The organism is Rhodococcus jostii NBRC 16295, assembly GCF_001894825.1.
Classification (GTDB): Bacteria; Actinomycetota; Actinomycetes; order Mycobacteriales; family Mycobacteriaceae; genus Rhodococcus_F; species Rhodococcus_F jostii.
Map to the genome: position 1 here is coordinate 291,613 of NZ_BCWY01000001.1, position 17,068 is coordinate 308,680.

Below are 17,068 nucleotides of genomic sequence, written 5' to 3' on the forward strand. Positions count from 1 at the left end.
TCGCTCATGAACCTTGGCCGGATGCTGAGTCAGGTGGCGGCGCGATGGCCGGACCGGGCGGCCGTCACCTGGGGCGACTGCACTGTTACTTGGTCAGGGCTCGACCGGCGCAGCGATGCTCTCGCGGCTGCGCTGCGGAGGCTCGGGGCAGGACCCGGGGACCGGATAGCGCTGCTGATGCGCAACCGCCCGGAGCTGCTGGAGGCCATGTACGCCGCGTTCAAAGCGGGCATGGTCGTTGTCCCCCTGAACTCGAAGTTGCCGGCAGCTGAGGTCGCCTACCACCTCGAGGACTCCGGAGCTGCCGCCCTTGTGACAGACGAGGCAGGGGCCGCGGAGGTCGGCGATCCGGGCGTCCCGCTGATCGTGACCGGGGAGGGGTATGAGCGGCTTGTCGCGGAGTACGCCGACATTGCGCAGGAGATCGTCGACGTGCGCGTGGACACGGTTGCGTGGCTCTTCTACACCTCGGGCACCACCGGGCGTCCGAAGGGAGCGATGCTCACCCATGGCGGCCTGGCCTTCGTCGTCGGCTCCTGGCTGGCCGACTTGACGCCGATGGATGAGGGCGACGTGACTCTGCACGCCGCACCGCTGAGCCACGGCGCCGGTTTCCACGCCCTCGCTGCGGTCGCCCGCGGTGCACACCAGGTGATCCCGACAGGAGAGCAGTTCGATCCGCCGACGGTGCTCGCGCTCATGAGAGAGCAGCGGGTGACCAATACCTGGATGGTGCCCACGCAGATCACGATGCTGTCGGACCACCTTTCCGGGGCCCTGCCCAACCTGCCCGACTTGCGGCACATGGTCTATGGCGGCGCTCCCTTCCCACCGGCCGAGCTGGCCGCTGCGCTGCGGACCTTCGGACCGGTGTTGGTCCAGCTCTACGGCCAAGGCGAATCGCCGATGACCATGACGTGGTTGCCCGCCGCGGACCATCCCGACCCGGACGGCGCGGATACGGCGCTGCTGCGTTCGGCGGGCAGGCCCCGGCCGGGAATGGACGTGCGCATCGTCGAGCCCGAGACCGGGGCAGCACTCGAGACCGACGAGGTGGGCGAGATCGCGGTGTCCGGCCCGGCGGTGATGGCCGGGTACTGGAACCGTCCTGAGGAGACGGCGAAGGCCCTGCGGGACGGTTGGCTTCACACTGGCGACCTGGGCAGCATCGACAGTCATGGCTGGCTGTTCTTACTTGACCGCTCGAAGGACATGATCATCACCGGTGGGTCCAACGTCTATGCCATTGAGGTGGAGCGGGCACTGTTGGAGCACGCGGGCGTGGCAGACGTCGCGGTGATCGGGACGCCAGACCGCACCTGGGGAGAGACCGTCACTGCGGTCGTTGTAGCGCACCCGGGCGGAGCGGACAGCCGCGAGCTCACTGCGCACGCCAAGCTGCTGCTGGCTCCTTACAAAGTGCCGCGGCGCTTTGAGTTCGTCGACGCGATCCCGCGCAATGCGTACGGAAAGATCGACAAGCGGTCGCTGCGGGAGAGGTTCGACCCGGCAGTGCCCTGTCCTCAAGCGGCTGGAGGCTATCCGAGCGAAATCGCCGACGGCTCCGACCTTTACATGCGAATTCGAGAGAGGTGACGGCGTGATCGTCGTTTTGGGCTTCTACAAGCGCCATCCGGACCTGAGCTGGGAGGAATTCTCCGACCACTGGCGCAACGTGCACGGCGCACTGTTGCGCGACACCCCGGAGCCGCGCAAGGCCATCCGCCGCTATGTGCAACACCACCTTCGACCCAACCCGGGCTTCCCAGGTGAGTCGCTTCCGTTCGATGGGTTCTCAGAGAGCTGGTATGACAGTGTGGAATCCCGCCAGGAGCTGTGGGCACTGCCGCTCTGGAGGGATCTGGTGATTCCCGACGAGCAGACGTTCTTGGACACGGCCGCCACGCGGGTTTCGGTGCTGGATTCCCAGTACACCGTGATTGGAGACCCGATCACCATCGGTGGGGAGGTCGTGAGCTTCTTTTGACCTCCGGTGTGCCTTCGGTCCGCTGCGACCCGCGCCGACCCGAAGTGAAGGCATCCGATCACCGACAACCCCGCGAAGTGCGGCGGCCTCGACGGGATACAGGATCCCTGTCCTCGGACTACTCGGGCCGACCGTAGAGAACCCCGCACAACGTCCGCTACAGGACGGCCGAGCAGAGCTGACTGGGGCGCCACCTCGATCGCCCGTTGAGCCCATGGTTGAGGAATGTCCGCCACATCCCTCACGTCGACATGGTTCGACAATGATGTCTGAACAACAAGGAGTACAGGATGAGCACGAACCAAGCTGAGTCGTTCCGTGAGGTGCTGGGACACTTCGCCTCCGGACTCACGATCATCACCGGCATTACCGACGACGGTCCGGCCGGGTTCACCTGCCAGGCGTTCTCCTCGCTGTCGCTCGACCCTCCCATGATCCTGGTGCTTCCCAGCAAGACGTCCACGAGCTGGCCCAAGATCGGTGGGGCAGGAAAGTTCTGCGTGAACATCCTCGCTGATCACCAGGAACAGGTGAGCGCTAAGTTCGCCAAGTCAGGGACCGACAAGTTCGCCGGTGTGACGTGGGAGCCGTCCCCCATGGGCCAACCGATCCTCGATGGCGCCTGCGCTTGGATCGACTGCCGGGTCAACGCCGTTCATCACGGCGGTGACCATCTGATCGTCGTCGGAGCGGTTGAGGGTCTCGCCTCAAGGCCGGACAGCCGCCCCTTGCTGTTCCACCGCGGTAGGTACGCACATACCGCGGAGTCCTGGTCCGACCGGGACGCCGCGGTACGTCCTCTCCTGAAGGACCACGTATGACGCTTGCCGATGCGCACGCCGAGGATGGTCTGCGGATCCTGGCCATCGTCGGATCTCCGCTGCCCCGGCGGACACTCACCCGCCGCCGAAGCCCCAAATGCCGGTGGCCGGGATCGACCATTCCAGGCGGCCATCCCGCCTCCCGGCTTCTTGCACTCCTACACTGCACTGAGGAAAGGAATCCTCAAAGATGAAGGCCAACCCAAGGAACATGGCCGACACCCTGACCTACAAGATCCTGCGCCGACACCTGATCGCCGGCGAGCTCACTCCCGGCACCGACATCACCGTGCGCCCCGATCAAATCCTCATCGAGGACGCCACCGGCACCATGGCAGCGATGCAGTTCGAAGAACTCGGCATCGACACGGTCCAGGTGCCGCTGGCGGTGATGTATGTCGATCACAACGTGCTGCAGATCGACGACAAGAACATGCAGGATCACCGCTATCTGCGCACCTTCTGCGACAAGTTCGGGCTGCGATACTCCCCGGCCGGACACGGGATCTCGCACTACATTCACCTGGAGCGGTTCACCAAGCCGGGCGAATTGGTGCTCGGCGCGGACTCGCACACCTCCACCGCCGGGGCGGTCGGGATGTTCGCCACCGGCGCCGGCGGGCTCGAGGTCGCCGTCGCGATGGGCGGTTACGGGTTCGATTTCCCCTGCCCGCGGGTGATCGGCGTCGAACTGGTCGGCCGACTCCGTAACGCCGTCGAGCCGAAGGACATCGTTCTGGAAATTTTGCGCCGCTACGGGGTCCGCGGCGGCCGCGGCGCGGTGTTCGAGTTCTACGGCCCGGCGCTGGCCCAATTGTCGACCTCCGGCCGGGCGACCATCGCGAACATGATCATCGAGACCGGTGCCACCACCGCGGTGTTCCCCTCCGACGAGCAGACCCGGCAATGGTTGACTCAACAGGGCCGCGAAGAGGACTTCGAACCACTGACTGCCGACGACGACGCCACCTACGACGAAACCATCGAAATCGACCTCTCCGAACTGGTCCCCCTCGTCGCGGTCCCCCATTCACCGGGCAACGTGCTGCCCGTCGCCGAACTCCCCGACACCCCGATCTCGCAGATCTGCGTCGGTTCCTCGGTCAACAGCTCCTACGACGACCTCGCCACCGTCGCCGCGGCGCTGCGCGGGCACACCGTGCATCCGCGGGTCGCGATGACGGTCACCCCGGGATCGCGGCAGATCCTGCGCACCATCGTCGAATCCGGGGTCTACCAGGATCTGATGCAAGCCGGGGCGCGGATGCTCGAACCCGTTTGTGGGCCGTGTGTCGGCATCGGACAGGCGCCGTTGCAGGGGGCCGCGTCGCTGCGGACGTTCAACCGCAACTTCCCCGGCCGCAGCGGCACCGCCGAGGACCAGGTCTATTTGTGCAGCCCGTCCACCGCGGCCGCGTCCGCGTTGACCGGGCGCATCACCGACCCGTCGGACCGGCCGGCGATCGAGATCCGGCCCGCCCAGGCACCCGACACCGGCATGCACGACCTGATGATCACCGACCGGCTTCCCGACGACGTCCGCGCCGGCATCGTCGTCGAACGAGGGCCCAACCTGGTCTCTCCGCCGCTGCCCGAACCGGTCTCGGACAATCTGCAGGCCCGGGTCCTGATCAATGTCGGGGACGACATCTCCACCGGCGACATGGCCCCGGACGGCGCGATCGCGATGTCGGTGTGGTCCAACATCGCCCTCTGCGCGAAGTTCATGTTCACCCGCCACGACCCGAACTTCCACGACCGGGCCCGGGAGTGGGGTGGTGGAGTGATCGTGGCCGGCGACAACTACGGCCAAGGATCCTCCCGCGAACACGCCGCCCTGATCCCGGTCTACCTCGGCGTGCGGGTCATCGCCGCGAAAAGCTACGCCCGCATCCACCGACGCAACCTCATCGCCGCCGGCATCGCACCCCTCGTCCTGCCGACCGATGCACCGGCCTTCGACGTCGGCCAGCACTGGAGCATCATCGGCCTGCGTCAGGCGCTGCTCGACGGCAACGAGACCATCACTGTCGAGGTCTCCGACCATGTCGAGCCGATCACGTTGACGATCGACCTCACCGCAGGAGAACGCACCGTCCTCGCCGCCGGTGGCCTGCTCGCCCACATCCGCGAGGGCGGGCGAGCACACCTACTCGAACCCGTCCCCGCCTGACCACACTCGTCGCCCACAGCACCCAACTTTATCCAGAAGGAAACCCACCCACAGCGACTGGCACTCTGCGATTTCCCTCGCTACGGCGAGGTTCCCCAAACTTCCAAAGCCCCCCGATTATTAGATCTGTGAATTCCCATGAACTCTCGTGAGTATCGCCAGTATCGCCAGTGGCGTCAGAGGCGTCGCGCCGCTTGGATCGACGCCAACCGCAAACACCACCATCCTGACACCGAGGCGGAGTTCCTCATTGAGTTCGCCAGCATGTGGGCGCCATTCGGGGGCGCCACCGAGGAGGAAATCCTTGTGCACTTCGGAATGACAATGCGCCGGTTCATCGAGCGACTATGGCAGGTCATCCCTGAATCGAACTGTGTCCAAGACGAGATACGCCTTTTAGCGAGCGCATACCCCCACCCCCGCCGAGCCGGAGGCCCAGGCGGCTGACGGACCAACAGGTCCCAGCCAACGACACGCCGCCTATGAACGGCCCCCTCGACGGATGACGAGTTCCCGAGCTCGGGACCATCGTCGCCGGCCCTTCCCAGGTCGGCTGCTGACTGACTACGGGCCGACGTCACCAAGGTCGAGTCCCTAACATCGATCGCCATCACCGCGTTTGCCACAGATTCGCGACACCGCCCTCCCACGAGCCGCGAATATCCGAATCTCGTCTTGAGACCCGAAAGGACACTGCTATGAACATCATTCCGAAGCATCCGTCGATCAAGGGGCCGACTGACATGTTTTCCGGCGACGTCTACTTCGACGTCATCGCCAAGGGCGAAAGCCCCTCGCGACTGCGCGTGAATTCGGTCCACTTCGCCCCCTGCGCTCGCACGGCCTGGCACTGCCACGCCAGCGGTCAGACCCTGCACGTAACCGAGGGTGTCGGCCTGGTCCAATCACGCGGCGGTGACGTCATCGAGATGCGTCCCGGCGACACCATCTACACACCGCCGGGCGAATGGCACTGGCATGGAGCCGCTCCTAACCACTTCATGACCCATCTGGCTATGTGGGAAAACCTCTCCGAAGACCAGGACGTTCCCGAGACCACCTGGGGCGAGCAGGTTTCCGACGTCGAGTACCGGGCGTAGGCGTTGGAAGTTCTCGTCCGGCCCTGACCGACCGGTCGAGGTGACAGAATGGCGTCTACGGGTGATCCGACTCGACGCGAAAAGTCGTGGACGGAATGGTCGGCGTGCACCTGCGCAAGACGATGCGCCAGATGGTCGGCGGCGATAGTTGCGCCTTGCCGTCGACCATCGATTGCGAAACCGTACCGACCGCGCTGCAAATCAACATGGGCCATCGAGCCTCCATACGCCCAGGTCTGCGCATGCGGCAGACCGTAGCGCGCCGGAACACCTTGGCCACGATGAGCGGCATCGAACCGCACGGCGATAGGAATAGACGCCGGCGTGCTAGCTCACGACCTCGGTCGAAACGATATATATGAAACTAGGAATCAAAATGCCAGTGCTCGTTGTTTATGCAATTCTCGCGGTACTTCGGGTCGTCATGCCGCGGGTAGGGAGCAGGGTATTGAACGACGCCATGGTCAGGCTGTCACTTGCTCGCTCCTACATGGGGTGGTCTCGACTCGCGCAGGAGGTCGCGTCGTCGTGGCCGGACTCCGTCTCCGAATATCGCCCTGGCAACACAGGGCGACTGCTGAGCAACTGATGCGAATCGATTCGGCTCTGAGGCGGTACATCTCCACGTGTGCCGCCCGCAGCCGCGAACCGTTCGCCCGTATCCACCGGCGCGACCTCATCCGCGGCGTAGCCAGGTCAGACGGCCGCGCGTCGATGAGGTGGGAGAGGCGGTGCTGCTGCTCGGGAACACCCAGCTCACGAAGTTTGACGTAGACGGGGTTCACGGGCAGCTGATGCCGGGCGGCGTGCGCCCACACGTCATCGGTGGTCCAGTTCCAGATCAGCCCGCACGCAATCGTCCCGTCGGCGCGGGAGATGATGCCGTCCATGCGGCCCGCGGGTGTAGAGATGCCGACGGGCGGCGGATTCATCGGCCCGCACACCCCACAGCTCGCGGGCCCGAGCAGTGTGTGAGCTCGTCGAGCGGGTTCGGAAATTCACCGGGGCCACGTCTCTCGCCGGGGGTTGGTGGCGTGTTCGTGGCTAGCACTGCGTGCAAATCGATGGCCGTGCCGCCAGGGGCGCAGTGGTCCCAGTGGCCGGAGTCGGCGAGCACCTGCAGTAGCGGTGGGTCGGTGGGGATGCGGTGCAGGTTCAGTATCCAGGTGTGGGCGAGTTCGGTGAGGTAGTCGTAGGTTTCGGGGTAGTCGAGGCCGGAGTCTAAGAACACCACCGGCACCTCCGGTTCGACGCGGCAGGCGAGGTCGAGGACGACGAGGGAGTCCTTGCCGCCGGAGAACGCGACGTACCCGTCATGGGCGGCGAGGTGCGCCTCGATCCGGGTCGCGATGTCGGCGACCGCGCTCGGGCCGGCCTTCGCCGACGGCGCCCGCAGGCCGCGCAGCATGTTCGGTCCAGGCCGGGGTCCGGTGCGTTCACCACAGTGGGCAGGTTACGGTGCCGCCCATGACCATTGCCGCCCCCGTCGATGTGGTGTGGGCTGCGTACACCGCCGCGGTCGGGACCCCGGAGGTGGCCGGCGCACCCGATACCCGGGCGGCTGGGTGCGCGCGCTGCGGCCAGATCACCGCGGTGATGAGTCCGGTCGGGCAGGTCGTATCACGGCGGTTCACCGGGTACGAGTCGTGGACGAACCTGGCCGGCCGCCGCCTGTGCGAAGTGTGCGTGTGGGTCTACCGGCACCGGGCGCTGCGCACCGAGACTCACATCGTCACCCAGAAGCCCCCGACCCTGCGCTCGGCGGACCCTACACTGCTACACCAGGTCCTCTCCACCACGATTGACCCGGACACGGCGGTGATCGTGCCGCTGCGGCCCGGCCGCAAGCACCTGCTCCCGGACGCACGCTGGGGCATGGTCACGGTCGACGACGCCCACCTGAAGTGGCAGGCCGACGACGTCGCCCGCCTCGAGGTGATGCGCCGGCTCCGCGGCCACGGGTTCACCGAGACCATGCTCGGTGACGACGCCCCGCCCTACGCGGTACTGCGCCGCCTCCCCGCCGACGAGTGGCCACAGGTTTTAGACGACTGGACCCGACTGACCCCATGGCGCCGTGCGGACCCGTGGTGGGAGGTCGGCCTGCGCGCCACCCGACAGGCATAAATCACCACCCCTACGGCCTGTTTCGGCAGCTCAGAGCGTCAAACGCGACTGTCCGGGCCAGGAGTGGAGAACCCCTCCGCTGAGGTATGGGCGATGCAACCCGGCATCACCCCGTCCCAGAGGAGTTCCCCATGATCGAACTCGTCCTGTCCACCGCCCTCGGCGCCGCTGCGTTCGGCCTCCGCGTTCAGGAACACCGGTGCCGCCGCGCACTCGCCCGCTACCAGGCGCTCCCCGTCGGCTCAGCAGCGCGACGCAGTATCAGCGAGAACACGGTCCGAGGGGCGTACTGGACCAGTACTTGGTGTTCCTGATCGGTGTCGGGGTGCACACGCTCCTCCTGACCGCCTTCATCTGGATGCAGTAAGGACATCTCCCGCCGACCTCGCACAAGTCACACTGTCGCGGTGGCCGGGGCGACGACCACAGCCCCGGCCACCGGCGCCCGGTGGACTCGAGAAAACACCGCGAGTTCTCTAGGATCTGCGGTGATGAATATGTCGGGGGAGAACGAACTTTCAGTGACCGACCGCTGGCTGGCCGCGGTTCCACAACTTCCGGCGCTGACCGACCCGGCCGCGCAGGTGGCGGAACGGTTGGTGCTGTTGCTGCACTACGGAATTGACTGGTCGGAGCGCAACTGGGTGGCTGGTCGCCGCGGCGACTACTGGGACAACCTGCTGCCCACCCGGATCCGGTTGGCCACCTACAACAGCATCAACCTGCACCAGTGGTGGACCACCTCGGCGGCCAGGCTGGGGTCGGCCCCGCGCACCGACGAGCAACGCGGCGAGCTGGCGATCCTGCTCACGAGCGAGGCGCGGCCGGTGCTGCGGGTCATGCGCGATCAGACCTCCGCGCTGACGCTGCGGACCCGGATCGTGGCCGACGCGGTCCGCGCCGCCCGCACCGAGCACGGGTTGGCGTCGTGACCGTGTCGCGGGTGTGGGAGATTGAGATGACCGCCCGGTCGCCGATCTCGCACCGCGGGGAGCTGATCGGCACCACCGCGATCGGCCGGCGCATGAAAATCCTGCAGCCGGACGGGTCGGTGGAGCTGGTCCCGGTGATTTCCGGCAACTCCTTCCGCGGCGTGCTGCGCCGGATCGGCGAGGAGCTGCTGCGCGATGTCCTGGGCTACGAGGGCAAGTTGCCGCTGGCGGTCGCGCACACGCTGCGCAACGGCGGCGCGATCGTGAAAACGCAGGCGGAACCGATCACTGGCCGCCGCCTGCACCAACTCCGGGAGCTGATCCCGCAGCTGAGCGTGTTCGGCGGCGCCATCGGGCGGCCCCGATCGACGGGTGCCTGCGCGTCGGGCATGTGGTGCCGATCGTCACCGAAGCCACCCCGATCCTGCGCCGCACCTACGAGGGCCCGATACCGTCCCGGTTCGACATCGAAGCCCTCGAGTCGTACTCACACCTCGACGACTGACCGCCGGCCACGCCGGCACCACCGTCGACCCCGATGTCGGGACGGGTGGGTCGGGATCGCCGGTGATGCGGTACGACATCGAAACCTGCGCCCCGGGAAGCGGTTCGAGTCGTGGGTGCAACTGAACCGGGGCTCCGATCTCGACCACGCGTTCGCCGCCGATGTCCTGGCCGAGTTCACCCGTATCGGATGGCTCGGTGGGCGCACGGGGATCGGGCACGGCCAGATCGCCACCACACTCACCGCACCCGCCGGTGGGGCCCCGGTGATCGATTGGCGGGAGATCGTCGCCGCACGGCGCGAGGAGGCCCTTCAAATGCTGCTTTCACTCCCCGCATGACCCTCGAAACATGCTAGGGGATGGTGCCACTGGTGATCCGCGCAAGGATGGCCCGGGGAGTCGCACACGGGGTGCCGTGGCGGATCACCGGTGGCCGCTGTGGTGACGTCGGGGGTTGTGATTCTAGTGGGACCCCTTGCATTTTCATGCGGTGGTCAGACGGGCAGTGTGTACGATCTGCGCGATCGCTCGTGTGCAATCTCCTCGTGTGTAGCCGAGTAGCGCGGTCTCGGTCGCGTCGGGCTCGTAGTGCATGGTGTTGCCCCGACCCTGGACGATCATCGCGTCGGGCAGCAGGGGGTGCTCCTGGTCTCGTTCGCCGATGCTGCGTGTGCCGCCGGTGGCGGCGACGAGCATCTGGAAGTATTCGCGGAAGGTCAGATTCTCGTCGCCGACGAGGTACGCCTTGCCGGCTTCGGCGTGCTGAAGTGCGCCCCAGATCGCCTGCGCAAGGGAAGTGGCCGACATGTAATTCGATCCTCCGGGCGGCGCGAAGTCCGGGATATCGGGCATCTCACCGGCTGCCCACGCGATCATCCGCCGATACCGACGTGCGGACACGCCGGAGATGGCGCCGAGGATCGATGGTGGATTGAGGGTGGAGACGTTGAACGACTCGTCGGCGAGTGCCCGCGCGCCCTCGTCGGCGGCCCGCCGAGCCGCAATGTAGGGGACGGTGTCGGCGAGGTCGGGACGCAGGTGGTGGTAGTAGCTGCCCACCTGGACGAATCGCGGCACACCGGCGTGCTTGGCGAGCGCGGCGAAGCGGGGAATGCCGGAGATCTGCGTCTTCTCCCAGAACGTCGCCTGGTCGACGTCTCGGCCCATGTGGCGGACGTCTTGGCCGGCGGCGAAGACGATGGCGTCGAAGGGGGACAACTGCTCGACGGTGAAGGTCAGCTCGGTATAGTCGCCGAGCAGGATCGGGAAGTCTCGGACCGGGGACTCGTCGCCGAGCGCATTTCGCGCTGCCACGGTGACGTCGTTTCCCTGTTCACGCAGGTGCAGTGCGGTGTACGCGCCGATCATGCCGGTGCCGCCGACGATCAGGATCTTCATTGGTGTTCGCCTTTCTTGCGCCGTGTCCGGTCGCTGGCTGAGCCCGAGTGGGCGGTCGGGATGCGTGTGAGGTGTCGTGGAGCTCGACGCGCATCGTCGGGTGCACGGCCCCGAATCTAACCGTCTACCAAGGTGTTTCTATTCTGAGATCCCGCTCAGCGGTCATCGGCGAGTCGCCGTGCGTGGCCCGCGGTTTAGCGTCGGCCACATGACGCAGACTCCGAAGCAAACCTTGCCCCTGCACGGGAAGAACGCTTTGATCATCGGTGGCGCCGGAGGTATCGGCGGCGCCGGCGCCCGCGCCCTACTCGCCGACGGGGCCTCGGTGACGATCATGAGCCGGGACGAGAAACGGATCTCGGCATTCGCTGCCGAGCTGGCCGCGACGGCACCCGATGGGACCGCGGTGGACTACATCGCGGGCGACTCCCTGCTCGAAGAGGACGTGCTGGCGGCCGTCGCGCGGACGAGTGGCGACGATGGCCTCGACATCTGCGTGAGCACCGTCGGACGCGGTAGCACGACGCCATTACTGCTCAACAACGCCGAAGACTTCACAAACGAGCTGCGGGTTAACATCACCAGCGCCTTCGTGGCCATCAAGGCCTGCGTCCCCGCAATGACGCTCGCCGGTGGCGGATCGATGGTCTTCACCTCCTCGGTGATCGCCGCCCAGTCCTTCCCGTACATGAGCGGGTACTGTGCGGGCAAGGCTGGCCTCGAGGCGCTGGTCCGCACGGCCGCAGACGAACTCGGGCACCTGGGTATCCGGATCAACTGCATCCGCCCCGGATTGGTGAACTCACCCGACAACCCGAAGGTCGCCGCCAGCTTTGCTGGTGATCGCTCATCTGCGTTCCTCGACCAGACACCGCTCCGCCGGCTCGGGGTTCCCACGGACATCTCCGGGGCGATCCGGTTTCTCGCGGGGCCGGAATCGGCGTGGGCGACCGGCACGGCGATCACCGTCGACGGCGGCGCACATTTGAGGCGTGCCCCGGACGTGCAGCCGCGGCTGCGACAGGAACTCGGTGACGAGGTGGTCGACGCGATTCTCGCCGGTCGGCTCCCCGAGCACGCCCGGGCGCAGCGGTGATGGCCTATGAGATGACAAACACGACCCTCGCTTTCACACCAGGGGCACTGCTGCGCGGCCGGCGTGCCGTCGTCACCGGCGGTTCGGCCGGTATCGGCGCCGCGATCGCGCGCAGCTTCGCGGCCCACGGCGCGCACGTCCTCGTGGCCGACATCCACCACATCGGGGATGTCGACTTCGACGGTGCCGCGGGCGGGCGACTGGACGCGATCGTGGCCGACGTCTGCGCTCCGCAGGTGGACCGGGCACTGGTCGAGCACCGACCGGACATCCTGGTCAACAACGTCGGACACTTCCTACGCGCGCCCCAACAGTTCACCGCCGACACCGCCGAGCAGTGGGCGGGGCTGCATGAGGTGAACCTCGCCCATGCGCTGCGCCTGACACACGCACTACTCCCGGGGATGACCGAGCGCGGCCGCGGGGCGGTGGTGAACCTCACCACCGTCGAGGCGCACCGAGCAATTCCGGGGCACACGGTGTACTCCGCGTACAAGGCGGCGCTGATGCAGTTCACCCGCTCGCTCGCGGCCGAGGTGGGCCCGGCGGGGATCCGGGTCAACGCGGTCGCCCCGGACCTGATCGAATCGGTACAGGTTCCCTACGAAGACTTGGTGCCCGAGCAGGACCGCGCGCTGTGGCCGATGTGGTCGCCGCTCGGCGGCCCCGGTCGACCCGAGGACGTCGCGGGCGCCGCGCTGTTCCTGGCGTCCGACCTGTCCCGGTTCGTCACTGGCAGCACGGTTCACGTCGACGGTGGTACGCACGGTGCCGGGGGCTGGGTGCCGCGCAGCTCGGGCGGCTGGACAAACCGCCCCCGAAATCCCTGACCGGAAACGGAGAGACCGACAACACTGCGTGGCAGTGCCGTGCTCGCCAAGCCCGCCGCCACACGTCGTGATACTCCCGCAGTCCCGAGTTCCGGTATCCGCCACCACACGGAAGAGCTTGTTCCAGGCGACCTACATCTCGTAACCCCGCGTCCACACTCGCTCGGCTTCCCTCCAATGGGCGGAAGCTGACCACTTCCGATCCTCGCTTCAGTCCCGGGGGTTCTCGGCCCCGACTACATCCTGAGTTCGGGGAGGAGAACGCCGAGGCACTGCTCGGCCCGATCGCCGAGTACCGCGGCGCGGCCGCGCGCTCGGAACTCGGCCACGCCGAGGTCGTGTTCACCATCCCCGCCGAATCGGTGCGGCAGGCCACCTCGACGGCCCTGGCGGTCCTGGAGACCTACCCGTGGCCGTTGCGGTCGCTGCGAGTGCTCACCACCGCCGATTTCGACCGCCTCACCGACGCGATGGCCCTCCCGCCGCTGGTGTCGGTGCAGGAGGCTGCCGACGGCCTCGGCATGACCCGTCAGGGCGTGCTGAAGGCCATCAAGGGCAAGGTGCTGCCGGCCACCCGTGTGGGCGGTACCTGGGTGCTCCAGCGGTCCGTGGTCGAGGGCGCACGCGCCCACCGCGGCGTATAGCCACCGACAGCCGCGGTCTCAGGAAGCGAGTTCGGCTCGTGAAGCCGTGAGGGTGGCTGCGCATTCTTCGTCGCGAGGATCGAACAGCAGATCCCATCGATTCGTCGTTGTCGGGATCGTGTACTCGTGACGTTCGGCGTCGGTGGGTGCCCGCCACCCGTCCCTGCTGTACGTGGTGGCGATGCGTTCATCTGTCGTGAACGTGATGACGACTTGGCCGGCCTCGGCGGCAATGGTCAGTAGCTCGAGCCGTAGCCGGCGCGCGACCGGCGGCCGCTGGGGTGTGATTGCGGGCCATCGGAAGTGGTTGTGGAAGGTCACCGCGCCGCCCCGGCGGACGTAGACGGTGAGCGCCGCCCCGACCGTGCTGGCGGGGGTTCGTCAGCCACATCACCCGAAACCGGTGCCGCCACCGGGTGACGGGGTAGGCGCGGGATCGAGTCGCCAGTGCCAGACCGTAGACGGCGTACACGAATATCCCGACCAGCATGAGTGCGATCGCCACGAGCAACACCATCAGGACGTCATCGAGCGCGCCGATGGCCAGTGCCGCCGCGATTACGGCGAGGAGCATCGTCAGTGCCAGAGCCTCCCACCAGCGAGCCTGGTGCGGGCGCCTGAAGTGGCCAAGCTGCAGACGCGCCGCGGCACGAATCCGGGGGCCGGGCGGCGGGTTCGCAGTCCTCCAGCGGTCCATGCCGTCGAAGAAGCCAGTGGTGGTGCACTCGCCTTCAGGCCATCCTTTGCGCGCATCGATCACCGCGCATTCCTATCACCGAACTGGGCAGAGGGCACGTCCCTGTGACGGCCGAAGGGCCACGCCCACAACGCGATACTGTCCACACAACGTCCAATCAGCTCAGACAATGGGGGAGACGCCATGACCGATGCAGCAACCACGCCGCCGCTCGGGAAGATCCTGACCGCCGACGAGATCGCCCGGTTCGTGGCCCGCGTCGCATACCCCACCAGCCCGGTGGTGCTGGTGGACGAGGAACTCGCCCGGACCGCCGGCGCGGGCCTACGGTGATTGGCTCGACGCGCTCGGCCTGCCGGACCTGGCGGAGAAGGCCCGCACGCTTCTGCCGGAAACCGCCGGCGGCCGACACCGCCCCTGATTCCGGGCCCGGCGCGTAGCGACCACCTCGGCTCGGTTCCCGGTCGCCGGCACCTGGGGGTGAGAGGGTGCGGGGTATGACATTGCGGCTGCCGACCACCCTCGCGACCGACTCGGACGCCGCGGCGATCGCGGCACTGACGAAGTACTACGGCCGCCCGTACCTGGGCGACGACGCCTACGTCGGCGCGCACTTCGACTCCTGGTCCAGCACCGGCGACCGGGCCGGGGAGGCGGACCGGTTCACCGCGGACGACCTGGTCGCGGCGGGTGTTCCTGTCGGTACAGGTCCCACCGAAGGCGGCGCGGGCGATCCTGCACACCGAGGCGGGGGCGCTGAACGCCCTTCTGGCGGCGATAGGCCCGGACCGGGACCTGGTTTCGACGAACCGGAACCGCTGACCCCGGGATGGCCCGCCTGGGACCTGGAAACGGCCCTGTGGGCGCTGCCGGGGATCGGCCAGACGAAGGCAACCAAGCTGATCGCCCGCAAACGCCCCCGGCTCTACCCGATCTGGGGTGCGTCCAGCAGAACACGAGAGGAGTGGCTATGAGTTCGAGGTAGTCGATCTTGTCGTGTTCGTAAGCTCGTCGTCGCTTGCCGGTGGAAGTCCGGTCCGGGTAGCTGCCAGGAGGCCCGGTAGCAGACTGGCGGCTCGGTCTGGAAACGGATCGGGTCGGAGCCCAGTGTCGAAAGCCCTGTAATAGGGGGAGCGAAGATGCGGTCCGTAGCATGAAGCGAAACCTGCGGCGTCGTTAGGGTATCCCGCCCTTGGGTGGGAAAGAGGGAGTGCCGAGCCCGCTCCATCAGGGTGAAGGCCACGGAAGGTGCCCAAGACCTGGAAATGCAGGCACCGAAGGACTCCTCGGCGTATGGGGTGCGGAACGTATCGATAGTGGCGGCGGGAACTGGAGAGGCCCTCCCCGGCCCGGGAACCTGCGGATTGGTGTTCCCCGGAGCAACGTGCCCTATAACCGGTAATCCGGGAAGTGGGTGGCGTGCCGGGTGGGCGTCGGAGGCGGCCGTAGTACTGCTGGAGCCGAGCGGACAACATAACCGCCGGTGAGGGAAGGGCCGCTGCTTCGTCGATGTGTATTGCTGTTTTGGAGGGGCTCGGTGAGTGTCCAGGTGACTAGTTCCGCCGCTGCGGGATCTTCTCCCGCAGATCAGGTTCGTGCCTTGCAGCATGCGCTGTACCGGGCGGCCAAGGCCGATCCCGGGCGACGGTTTCATGCGCTATGGGACAAGGTCTGTCGCAGAGACGTCCTATGGCGTGGGTGGGTTGCGGTGCGCGCGAACGAGGGCGCACCGGGTATCGACAGGGTCACCCTGGTCGAGGTCGAGGAGTACGGCGTCGTCCGTCTGCTCGACGAGTTGGCCGACGAATTGAGGCAGGGACGGTATCGGCCGCTTCCGGCCCGGCGGGTGTTCATCCCGAAACCGGGTGTGGAGGATGAGTCGAGGCCGTTGTCGATTCCCTCGGTTCGTGACCGGATCGTGCAAGCCGCGATGAAGATCGTGCTGGAGCCGGTGTTCGAGGCGGACATGTTGCCGTGCTCGTTCGGGTTCCGGCCGAAACGTGGTGCGCACGACGGCCTGCAGGTACTCATCGATGAGTCCTGGCGGGGCCGACGGTGGGTGGTCGAGACGGACATCGCCAATTGCTTTTCGGCGATTCCGCACGAGAAGTTGATGCAGGCGATCGAGGAACGCGTCTGTGACCAGTCCGTCCTCAAACTGCTGCGCGCGATCCTGCGCGCGGGGGTGATGGAGGATGGGCAGCTGCGGCGCCCGGTGACGGGCACACCACAAGGCGGGGTGATCAGTCCGTTGCTCTGCAACGTGTATCTGCACCGGATTGACCGGGCGTGGAATGCGCGAGAGCACGGGGTGCTGGTGCGCTTCGCCGACGACGTGGTGGTGATGTGCAGATCTCGTGAACAGGCCGAGGCCGCCTTGGCGCGGTTGAGGACTGTGTTGGCTGAGCTCGGTTTGGAACCGAAGGAAGCCAAGACGCGGATTGTGCATCTGGAGGTCGGTGGGGCCGGGTTCGATTTCCTCGGCTTTCACCACCGGCTTGTTCGGGTGACCGGACGTCGCAACAGCAAGAAGTCGGTCACATTCCTCGCTCGCTGGCCCGCGGACAGGGCCATGAGGCACGCGCGTGACCGGGTCAGGGAACTGACCCGCCGGTCGCGGTTGCTGCTTCCGGTCGAGGTGATCGTGGCGAAGGTGAACCGGTTTCTGCGCGGCTGGGCCGCGTACTTCCGGTACGGCAACTCCGCGATCGCCTTCGAGAAGATCATCCACCACGCGTGGACACGGGTGGCGCTAAT

At 66.9% G+C, this 17,068-nt stretch carries 19 protein-coding genes; 16 read left to right on the top strand and 3 right to left on the bottom strand.

Features of this window, described 5'->3' with window-relative positions; all coding sequences use genetic code 11:
* The first annotated feature begins 21 nt into the window (after positions 1 to 21).
* From RJ1_RS01390 to RJ1_RS01415, 6 genes are all read left to right on the top strand, one after another.
* A complete protein-coding gene (locus RJ1_RS01390; RefSeq protein ID WP_162850261.1) occupies positions 22 to 1,596 on the top strand; it encodes an acyl-CoA synthetase in 1,575 nt (524 codons plus the stop codon).
* Positions 1,597 to 1,600: 4 nt separating this feature from the next.
* Positions 1,601 to 1,987, top strand: coding sequence for an EthD domain-containing protein (locus RJ1_RS01395; RefSeq protein WP_073358083.1), 387 nt, complete (start codon positions 1,601 to 1,603; stop codon positions 1,985 to 1,987).
* A 290-nt stretch (positions 1,988 to 2,277) separates the two neighbouring features.
* Entirely contained in the window at positions 2,278 to 2,808 is a 531-nt protein-coding gene (locus tag RJ1_RS01400) for a flavin reductase family protein (protein ID WP_061042665.1), read from the top strand.
* A 190-nt stretch (positions 2,809 to 2,998) separates the two neighbouring features.
* Entirely contained in the window at positions 2,999 to 4,981 is a 1,983-nt protein-coding gene (locus RJ1_RS01405) for an aconitate hydratase (protein ID WP_255284857.1), read from the top strand.
* A gap of 138 nt (positions 4,982 to 5,119) precedes the next feature.
* Positions 5,120 to 5,428, top strand: coding sequence for a hypothetical protein (locus RJ1_RS47460; protein ID WP_073358085.1), 309 nt, complete (start codon positions 5,120 to 5,122; stop codon positions 5,426 to 5,428).
* Positions 5,429 to 5,679: 251 nt separating this feature from the next.
* Positions 5,680 to 6,081, top strand: a complete 402-nt coding sequence (locus tag RJ1_RS01415; RefSeq protein ID WP_073358086.1) for a (R)-mandelonitrile lyase — start codon at positions 5,680 to 5,682, stop codon at positions 6,079 to 6,081.
* Between the two features lie 928 nt (positions 6,082 to 7,009).
* Here RJ1_RS01415 and RJ1_RS49205 read toward each other — a convergent pair.
* Positions 7,010 to 7,489: a phosphoadenosine phosphosulfate reductase domain-containing protein gene (locus RJ1_RS49205; protein ID WP_378381680.1), complete on the bottom strand. Its 480-nt coding sequence runs from the start codon at positions 7,487 to 7,489 to the stop codon at positions 7,010 to 7,012.
* Positions 7,490 to 7,548: 59 nt separating this feature from the next.
* Between RJ1_RS49205 and RJ1_RS01425 the strand changes: the two genes are divergently transcribed.
* The 4 genes from RJ1_RS01425 (at position 7,549) to RJ1_RS01435 (ending at position 9,985) form a co-directional block, all read left to right on the top strand.
* Positions 7,549 to 8,208 carry a hypothetical protein gene (locus RJ1_RS01425; RefSeq protein WP_073358087.1) on the top strand — a complete coding sequence of 220 codons (660 nt, stop codon included), beginning with the start codon at positions 7,549 to 7,551 and terminating at the stop codon, positions 8,206 to 8,208.
* A 131-nt stretch (positions 8,209 to 8,339) separates the two neighbouring features.
* The gene (locus RJ1_RS45725) at positions 8,340 to 8,522 is read left to right on the top strand and encodes a hypothetical protein (RefSeq protein ID WP_143048801.1); all 183 of its coding nucleotides are present in this window, start codon (positions 8,340 to 8,342) and stop codon (positions 8,520 to 8,522) included.
* 207 nt (positions 8,523 to 8,729) lie between these two features.
* The gene (locus RJ1_RS01430) at positions 8,730 to 9,140 is read left to right on the top strand and encodes a hypothetical protein (protein ID WP_378381677.1); all 411 of its coding nucleotides are present in this window, start codon (positions 8,730 to 8,732) and stop codon (positions 9,138 to 9,140) included.
* Between the two features lie 26 nt (positions 9,141 to 9,166).
* The gene (locus RJ1_RS01435) at positions 9,167 to 9,985 is read left to right on the top strand and encodes an RAMP superfamily CRISPR-associated protein (protein ID WP_143048802.1); all 819 of its coding nucleotides are present in this window, start codon (positions 9,167 to 9,169) and stop codon (positions 9,983 to 9,985) included.
* A 144-nt stretch (positions 9,986 to 10,129) separates the two neighbouring features.
* On the opposite strand, the gene RJ1_RS01440 is transcribed toward RJ1_RS01435, so the two are convergent.
* A complete protein-coding gene (locus tag RJ1_RS01440) occupies positions 10,130 to 11,044 on the bottom strand; it encodes an NAD-dependent epimerase/dehydratase family protein (protein WP_073358089.1) in 915 nt (304 codons plus the stop codon).
* A 208-nt stretch (positions 11,045 to 11,252) separates the two neighbouring features.
* Between RJ1_RS01440 and RJ1_RS01445 the strand changes: the two genes are divergently transcribed.
* The 3 genes from RJ1_RS01445 to RJ1_RS01455 all read left to right on the top strand — a co-directional run bounded on the left by RJ1_RS01445 (position 11,253) and on the right by RJ1_RS01455 (position 13,614).
* On the top strand, positions 11,253 to 12,140 hold the full coding sequence (locus tag RJ1_RS01445; RefSeq protein ID WP_073358090.1) for an SDR family NAD(P)-dependent oxidoreductase: 888 nt from the start codon (positions 11,253 to 11,255) through the stop codon (positions 12,138 to 12,140).
* An 11-nt stretch (positions 12,141 to 12,151) separates the two neighbouring features.
* Positions 12,152 to 12,970, top strand: coding sequence for an SDR family NAD(P)-dependent oxidoreductase (locus RJ1_RS01450; protein ID WP_073358128.1), 819 nt, complete (start codon positions 12,152 to 12,154; stop codon positions 12,968 to 12,970).
* 338 nt (positions 12,971 to 13,308) lie between these two features.
* Positions 13,309 to 13,614, top strand: coding sequence for a helix-turn-helix domain-containing protein (locus tag RJ1_RS01455; RefSeq protein ID WP_240319581.1), 306 nt, complete (start codon positions 13,309 to 13,311; stop codon positions 13,612 to 13,614).
* Positions 13,615 to 13,632: 18 nt separating this feature from the next.
* On the opposite strand, the gene RJ1_RS47465 is transcribed toward RJ1_RS01455, so the two are convergent.
* Positions 13,633 to 13,935, bottom strand: a complete 303-nt coding sequence (locus RJ1_RS47465) for a hypothetical protein (RefSeq protein ID WP_240319582.1) — start codon at positions 13,933 to 13,935, stop codon at positions 13,633 to 13,635.
* 559 nt (positions 13,936 to 14,494) lie between these two features.
* Between RJ1_RS47465 and RJ1_RS47470 the strand changes: the two genes are divergently transcribed.
* From RJ1_RS47470 to ltrA, 3 genes are all read left to right on the top strand, one after another.
* On the top strand, positions 14,495 to 14,644 hold the full coding sequence (locus RJ1_RS47470; protein ID WP_240319583.1) for a hypothetical protein: 150 nt from the start codon (positions 14,495 to 14,497) through the stop codon (positions 14,642 to 14,644).
* 164 nt (positions 14,645 to 14,808) lie between these two features.
* Positions 14,809 to 15,285 carry a DUF6308 family protein gene (locus RJ1_RS49210; RefSeq protein ID WP_439958212.1) on the top strand — a complete coding sequence of 159 codons (477 nt, stop codon included), beginning with the start codon at positions 14,809 to 14,811 and terminating at the stop codon, positions 15,283 to 15,285.
* Between the two features lie 734 nt (positions 15,286 to 16,019).
* The coding region (gene ltrA / locus RJ1_RS01480; protein WP_255284858.1) for a group II intron reverse transcriptase/maturase at positions 16,020 to 17,068 on the top strand (1,049 nt) is incomplete at its 3' end.

What these genes read in the sequence shown, in the direction of transcription:
- RJ1_RS01390 (WP_162850261.1), top strand. Translation starts at nt 22, where the DNA reads ATGCTGAGTCAGGTGGCGGCGCGATGGCCGGACCGGGCGGCCGTCACC.
- RJ1_RS01400 (WP_061042665.1), top strand. Translation starts at nt 2,278, where the DNA reads ATGAGCACGAACCAAGCTGAGTCGTTCCGTGAGGTGCTGGGACACTTC.
- RJ1_RS01405 (WP_255284857.1), top strand. Translation starts at nt 2,999, where the DNA reads ATGAAGGCCAACCCAAGGAACATGGCCGACACCCTGACCTACAAGATC.
- RJ1_RS47460 (WP_073358085.1), top strand. Translation starts at nt 5,120, where the DNA reads ATGAACTCTCGTGAGTATCGCCAGTATCGCCAGTGGCGTCAGAGGCGT.
- RJ1_RS01415 (WP_073358086.1), top strand. Translation starts at nt 5,680, where the DNA reads ATGAACATCATTCCGAAGCATCCGTCGATCAAGGGGCCGACTGACATG.
- RJ1_RS49205 (WP_378381680.1), bottom strand. Translation starts at nt 7,489, where the DNA reads ATGCTGCGCGGCCTGCGGGCGCCGTCGGCGAAGGCCGGCCCGAGCGCG.
- RJ1_RS01425 (WP_073358087.1), top strand. Translation starts at nt 7,549, where the DNA reads ATGACCATTGCCGCCCCCGTCGATGTGGTGTGGGCTGCGTACACCGCC.
- RJ1_RS45725 (WP_143048801.1), top strand. Translation starts at nt 8,340, where the DNA reads ATGATCGAACTCGTCCTGTCCACCGCCCTCGGCGCCGCTGCGTTCGGC.
- RJ1_RS01435 (WP_143048802.1), top strand. Translation starts at nt 9,167, where the DNA reads ATGACCGCCCGGTCGCCGATCTCGCACCGCGGGGAGCTGATCGGCACC.
- RJ1_RS01440 (WP_073358089.1), bottom strand. Translation starts at nt 11,044, where the DNA reads ATGAAGATCCTGATCGTCGGCGGCACCGGCATGATCGGCGCGTACACC.
- RJ1_RS01445 (WP_073358090.1), top strand. Translation starts at nt 11,253, where the DNA reads ATGACGCAGACTCCGAAGCAAACCTTGCCCCTGCACGGGAAGAACGCT.
- RJ1_RS01450 (WP_073358128.1), top strand. Translation starts at nt 12,152, where the DNA reads ATGACAAACACGACCCTCGCTTTCACACCAGGGGCACTGCTGCGCGGC.
- RJ1_RS47470 (WP_240319583.1), top strand. Translation starts at nt 14,495, where the DNA reads ATGACCGATGCAGCAACCACGCCGCCGCTCGGGAAGATCCTGACCGCC.
- RJ1_RS49210 (WP_439958212.1), top strand. Translation starts at nt 14,809, where the DNA reads ATGACATTGCGGCTGCCGACCACCCTCGCGACCGACTCGGACGCCGCG.